This window comes from Phenylobacterium sp., assembly GCF_020253645.1.
In the GTDB taxonomy this organism is placed as follows: domain Bacteria; phylum Pseudomonadota; class Alphaproteobacteria; order Caulobacterales; family Caulobacteraceae; genus Phenylobacterium.
In genome coordinates this window covers 1-6,321 of record NZ_JADCBG010000221.1, presented here as the reverse complement: position 1 = coordinate 6,321, position 6,321 = coordinate 1, and the positions used below count along the sequence as shown (strand labels likewise).

The window sequence follows — 6,321 nt, the reverse complement described above, 5'->3', positions numbered from 1 at the left end:
CGAAAGCACCGCACTCGAAATGCGGCGTACCTTTACGGGTACCGTGGGTTCGAATCCCACCCTCTCCGCCAACATCTCATCATGGATCAATGAGGTACCCAGTGTGGGTCAAAGCGGCAGGAATAGAGAGCGGCTCGGATCGGTAGGCGGAATTATGGTGAGAGAGGGAATAAAAGCGGGCACTATGGACGGGTTGAGGTTGAAGCACACATAGGGCTAACCGCATAATCTGCCTTATGCGTCGGATTGAGAACCCATGTCGATAGTGCAGCCCTATCCGGCGCCACCGATCATCGATGCCATTGTGGAGCTTCGCTTCAAGGCTCCACTGCACAGACGGGAACATGATCGCGCCGTCAAAGCGCTCAAGCCATGCTACGATATTCACAAAGAAATGACCGAAGTCGACGTACAATTAAAAGTCGAGAATGGCAAGATTGAAGCGCAACCTGGCAAATCAAAAATTGTACATGTTCTAAGCAATAATGATCAAAACGACTTTTGTCGTGTTGAGGAATCGAAATTCCACTGGTCACGCCTTCCTCCATATGAGGGCTGGCCACGTTTTGAGACCCGAGTCATTCGAGATGTTCAAAACATACGGAGAAAAATTCGATTTCCTAATTTAGAGCGTGTCGGCGTCCGATATCGCAATCGCATTGACGTACCAGAAGATAGTAGAGGAGTTTTTTCATATGAAGAATATTTGTCGGTTAACATAAATTTACCAAATTTGCTTAATCCGCATGACGGTTATCAATGGAAAATCGATAAACATTTTGCTAAAAAAGAGATTTCAGCAACTGTGATTTCAGGAATAATTCCATCAGAAATTCCAGGCACTATTGCCGTATTACTTGATATTGATGTATATGTTGTTGACAATTTACCTGCAGATGAAGATAATTTGTCGAAGAAAATTGGGCTAATGCGCGCGTTAAAAAACGAAATATTTGAGGCATGTGTGACGGACAAGGCGAGGGAAAGCTTCAAATGATCTACCCAATTAATGATTTTTCGCCCCAAACGGCTGTTGCTGTTCCGTTCTCTTTGGAGATTCTGGAATCCGCGCCAAGCCCCGTTCGATACATTCCGCATGATCGGTCAGTGGTCGTATCTGAGCAGCCTAGAACCGTCGTTCGACAGATCGCCAAGAGCAAATCAACCCGCGAACTTCTCTTTGATGCAACCGCTGAAGCGAAGCATTGGACTTCGCAAGTCGCCATGCGACTCGACCCTCAGGCGAGACTAAGTTTCTTTCGCCAACTTGACCGCCTCCATGATGAAAGCGAGTGGTTCGAGGGAGACCGTCCGATCGCTCTGGAATCTTACAAGTCTTTTGTTCGCGCCTATTTATGTGGCAGCATAGGAGGCAAGCCGGCATTAGCGTTAGCGCAAGATGGTCGACTGATCGCGATTTGGCAGAATGGCGCCGACAAACTGACAATTGAGTTCTTTCCACGCGATAAAGTCCGATACCTCGTTTCCCGGACTGATGACGGCGCGCGTGAACGCTTTGCGGGCGACACCTCCAGCGGACGGCTTCCGCAAGTTCTTAGCCCATTTAAAGGCGCGTGCTGGTTCAATGGCAGCTAGGAAAGCCCTCCCAAACGATAATCATGTGATGCGGTTCGTCCCGAAGGGGAGGCAGCATCGAGATCCGGACACCGATGAGTTTCTGGGTATCACCCCTCAGTCGATGGAACTACGTGACGAGGACAGGGGCGGGCTATCGGTCACTTGGGTTGAGTATTTTGGTAAGTATAGCCGGATCGCTAAGCAGAACGCTGCAATTGCGTTCCGAGAATCTCTTCAAACTAAGCGTATCGGCGCTGAAGCCGTTTTCGCGACTGCAAAAGTCCAGGAAATTATTGACGCTGGTCGCAAATTTTCGAAATCTGTGAGAGTTGTGCACGACCCCGTTCTAGGAAATCCTGGTCATTCTGAGGTCCGTCATTTTACAAATGATGACTTGACAATTCTAGATTACCTTGCAACCGATATATTTAACGAATTTGATAAGGTTATTGACCTCGAATTGCCTAAATGTTAATTAGTTTAATAGGAAGTTTTTTACTTGTATTTGATCGTTAAGAATTAATTTAACTTGTGCCTCAGTTTTTCATTTAGAAATTGAATAGCCTAGCTGCTTTACGAATTTACATCAGCCCAAGCTCATTATCATTGAAAAATCGGAACCATCGTCACGCTCTGCCGCGAGCCATGTTTGATTTCCACCCCCAACTCCCCATTTGCCACCCCGCCCCGCCGCGCGCACTCTTCCCCCCAAAGGACCGGAGGAGACCCGCCATGGCCGAAGGTGACAGCGCAATGGTGCAATCCGCCCGAGAGCGGGCCGCCGCCACCCCTCCGGAGGTCTTCCACGTCGCTGGCGTCAGACCCTTCCCCGTTGCGCCCAGGCGCCCCGGTCGGAGCGGCTGAGGCGGGAGCACCCGATCCACCGCGCCTCACGCCCCGGCGGCCGCCGGGAACCCTGGCGCCCCGCCCCCTTTGACGGAGCGCCCCGGACGCTTGTGCGACTCCGGACGAAGTGCGAGCCTCCACGGCACAGGATTGGGCTGACCCCCGGACAGAGATGGGTGCGGCCGTCGCATTTGGTCTCGCTGTCTTCGATCTGACATCTATGTCCGATAGGAGCCGACAGGCCTTCAGCCATGGGGATGAAATGACCTTTTCTTCAATTCGCGCGATCGCGCTTTATACGACCTGCGCTTCCGCCCTGCTTTGCGGCTCTCAGGCTCTGGCTCAGGGCAATGCGACGGGCGGCTCTGGCGCCACCGCCGTTGAGGAACTGATCGTCACCGCGCAGAAGCGCGAGCAGCGCACCCTCGAGGTGCCCATCGCCCTGACCGCCTACACCGGGGACTTCCTGGACGAGGTCGGCGTTCAGGAGTTCGAGGAACTGTCCCTTCTCGTCCCGGGCTTCGAGGTCCAGAACCAGTCGCCCAACAATCCCGGCTTTGTCATGCGCGGCATCACGTCGGATGACGGCGGCGCCACGATCGAGCCGCGCGTGTCGGTCTTCCAGGACGGGGTGTCCGTCTCCAAGTCGCGCGGTTCGTACATCGAGCTGTTCGACAACGCCCGGATCGAAGTCGCCAAGGGGCCGCAGTCGACCCTGTTCGGGCGCAGCGCCCTGATCGGCGCCGTCAACATCGTCCAGAACAAGGCCAACCCTAGCGGCTTCGCCGCGTCGGCGAAGTTCGAGGTCGGGAACTTCAACTCTCGCGGCCTCGAGGCGATGGTGAACCTGCCCTTGAGCCCCACCCTCGCCGTTCGCTTTGCCGGCCGCACCAAGACGCGCGACGGCTTTGTCGACAATCTGCTGGGCGGCCGCGACTTCAACTCCACCGATACGGCCGCCTATCGCGCCGTTGTGAAGTGGCGCCCGAGCGACAGGCTCGAGGCCGACCTGATCCTCAACTACGAAGAGAACAATCCGTCGGGGACGTCCTTCAAGTCGCTGACCTATCTTCCCACCGACACCCTGACCGGCAAGGTGCTGGGCGACCTGGGCCGGAACTCCGGCGCGGCCCTTGCGAGCAGCGACGGCTTTGCGGGCGGTCGCGACCTGGGCCTGGAGCGGACCACCTGGGGCGTCACCGGTCTGGTGGACTACAGGATCAGCGACACGCTGCGGCTGTCCTCGATCAGCGCCTTCCGGCGCTTCAAGTCTCTGGAAGTGTTTGATGCAGACGGCTTCTCTCTGCCGCTCTTCGTCTTTGCGGAGGACGCGCGCGGCGACCAGTACAGCCAGGAATTCCGCATCAACTACGAAGGCGGCGAGCGCCTGACCGCCTTCGCCGGGGTCGGCTATTTCCACGAGGATGGATCCCAGGCCGTCCCGCTCCAGTACAATGAGCGCGTCTTCGCCGCCCGCGCCACGCCGGCCCTGGCCGGCCTGCTGGGCTTTACGGCGCCGAACGTGCCGTCGATCAACACCATCAACTCGGCGGCCACCCTCAGCACGCTGAAGCTGGTGCATCGCGAGACCTTCGAGAACTATGGGCGCACCACCTCGTATGATGTGTTCGCCGATGCGACCTTCAAGGTGACCGACCAGTTCGAGGTCTCCGCCGGCATCCGCTACAGCAGCGACGACAAGCGCTCCGGGTACCGCGGCACGCTGGACAACGGCGGGTCGGTCCTGACCAGCGGTTCGGCCGCCAACGCCGCCAATCCCGCCACCGCGCGCGGCATTTTCCTGCAGTCCACGCCGGGCGGCCTTCCGCAGTACAAATCCTTCTCGGACTCCGGCGTCACCTACCGGGTGGTGGGCCGCTACGCCGTGTCGGACGACATCAGCCTGTTCGCGACCTATTCGCGCGGCCGGCGTCCGGAGGTGCTGTCGCCGGCGGCGCCGCTGGCTCCGCAGGGCAACGCCCGCTTCACGCTGGTGGCCGCCGAGATCGTCGACTCCTACGAGGCGGGCGCCAAGACCCAGTGGCTTGACCGCAGTCTTTCGCTGGAAGGTTCCGTCTATCGCTTCACCTATGAGAACTTCCAGACGAGCATCCAGACAGCTCCGGGCGTCTTCCAGACGATCAGCGCCGGCGACGCCTCGTCCACCGGCTTCGAGGGCCAGCTCAACTGGAGGCCGACCAGCCAGCTGACGGTCTTTGGCACCTATGGCTACAACAATGGCCGGTTCGACAATGGTCGCTTCAAGGGCAACAGCTTCCGCCTCTCGCCGGATCAGACCTTGTCCTTCGGCCTCAACTTCACCGTACCTGTCTGGGAAGGCGATCTGAGAATCCTGCCGATCTACACCTGGCAATCCAGGGTCTTCTTCGACAACGACAACGACATCCCGGCGCTGCAGAGCACCGGGGACCTGGTCCAGGATGAGGTGCAGGGCGCCTATGGTCTCCTGAACCTGCGTGTCTCCTACCAGCCGACGGAGGCGAACTGGCGGGTTGAGGCCTTCGCCACCAACCTGCTCGACCAAGAGTACATCAAGGACGCCGGCAATACGGGCGGGGCCTTCGGGATCCCGACCTTCATCGCCGGCGAGCCCCGCTACTTCGGCGCGTCGTTCTCAGTTCGATACTAGGCCGTTCCGGCCCGGCGCTCCCCTCTGGTCGGCCCGCCCTTCGGCGGCGGCCAGGGGGTGGAGAGGTCAGCCCACTCCGCCATCGTTTCCCGCCTCGTGGATTAACAGCGGCGGGGTGACCATCGCCCGAAGCGATCAAACTTGCCCGGCGGAGGCAGTCCAGACGAGACCCCGCCACGAGCCCATGCGCCCGTCCTCAATCGAGAAGTCGCGGGTGGGTTCGCGCTTCAGCCCCAGGCGGTCCATGACCGCGCGGGACCTCTGGTTGGTCTCACTCGTGTAGGAGACGATCTCCTGATCCCCAAGGACGCCAACGGCATGATCGAGGGCGGACCGGGCCGCCTCGGTCGCGTAGCCCAGACCCCAGGCGCTTCGCGCGAGCCGCCATCCGATCTCATAGTGAGAACCCAGCGGATGATCCATCTCCGGCCGAAACATGACGCCGACATAGCCTACGAACTGGCCCCGGCCGCCTTCGACCGCCCAGCGCGAGACGCCATCGCGTTCGAAGGCCGCCCGGTAGCGGTCGAACTTGGCGTCGCTTGCGGCCGGTGAGATCGGTCCTCCCTGGTCGGCCATAACCTCCGGATCGGCGTGCAGAGCCGCGAAACCCTCCCGAAGGCGCTCGGACCAGGGCTGAAGCACCAGGCGGGCGGTTCTGATCATACGCCACGCTACCGCTATCTGCGGCGGCCGCCAACCCGCCGGTGATCCACCCCGTGGTGCGCACCCACCCCGAGCCGGGAGAGGACGGCCTGTTCGTGAACACCACCTTCACCGACCGCATCGTCGGCCTGAACCGCAAGGAGAGCGACGCCATCCTCGGCGTCCTCTTCGACCACATCCAGAAGCCGGAGTTCCTGGTCCGGTGGCGCTGGAGCGAGAACGCCGTCGCCTTCTGGGACAATCGCGTGACCCAGCACTATGCGGTGAACGACTACCTGCCCGCCCGCCGGATCATGGTGCGGGCGACCATCCTCGGCGACCTGCCCTACCACCGCTCCCGCCGCGCGCCGGAGGCCCTCGCGGCGGAGTAGGCGCTGGCCGGAATCTCCCTTGACCCCCTCCGACGCGCATTCGCGCGCCACCTCCCCCTCAAGAGGTGGAGGAATTACGGAGCCCAATTGCTCCCCCTTCCAGGGGGAGCTCCCGGCGAAGCCGGGTGAGGGGGTCAACGGCGGCTCAGCAGACCCCCTCCGACGCGCATTCGCACGCCACCTCCCCCTCAAGAGGTGGAGGAATTACGG

At 59.8% G+C, this 6,321-nt stretch carries 4 protein-coding genes and 1 pseudogene; 4 read left to right on the top strand and 1 reads right to left on the bottom strand.

The features are described from left to right. The first annotated feature begins 256 nt into the window (after positions 1-256). The 3 genes from INE98_RS14195 (at position 257) to INE98_RS14185 (ending at position 5,074) form a co-directional block, all read left to right on the top strand. Entirely contained in the window at positions 257-997 is a 741-nt protein-coding gene (locus INE98_RS14195; protein ID WP_293539749.1) for a TIGR04255 family protein, read from the top strand. Further along, entirely contained in the window at positions 994-1,596 is a 603-nt protein-coding gene (locus INE98_RS14190; protein ID WP_293539748.1) for a hypothetical protein, read from the top strand. Before INE98_RS14195 ends, INE98_RS14190 begins: the two co-directional genes overlap by 4 nt. A gap of 1,090 nt (positions 1,597-2,686) precedes the next feature. Continuing rightward, positions 2,687-5,074 carry a TonB-dependent receptor gene (locus tag INE98_RS14185; protein ID WP_293539747.1) on the top strand — a complete coding sequence of 796 codons (2,388 nt, stop codon included), beginning with the start codon at positions 2,687-2,689 and terminating at the stop codon, positions 5,072-5,074. Positions 5,075-5,209: 135 nt separating this feature from the next. Here INE98_RS14185 and INE98_RS14180 read toward each other — a convergent pair whose 3' ends face one another. Next, on the bottom strand, positions 5,210-5,740 hold the full coding sequence (locus INE98_RS14180; RefSeq protein ID WP_293539746.1) for a GNAT family N-acetyltransferase: 531 nt from the start codon (positions 5,738-5,740) through the stop codon (positions 5,210-5,212). A gap of 32 nt (positions 5,741-5,772) precedes the next feature. Here INE98_RS14180 and INE98_RS14175 point away from each other — a divergent pair. After that, positions 5,773-6,111 (top strand): annotated as a pseudogene (locus INE98_RS14175) (TauD/TfdA family dioxygenase); the annotation flags it as partial. Positions 6,112-6,321 lie beyond the last annotated feature (210 nt).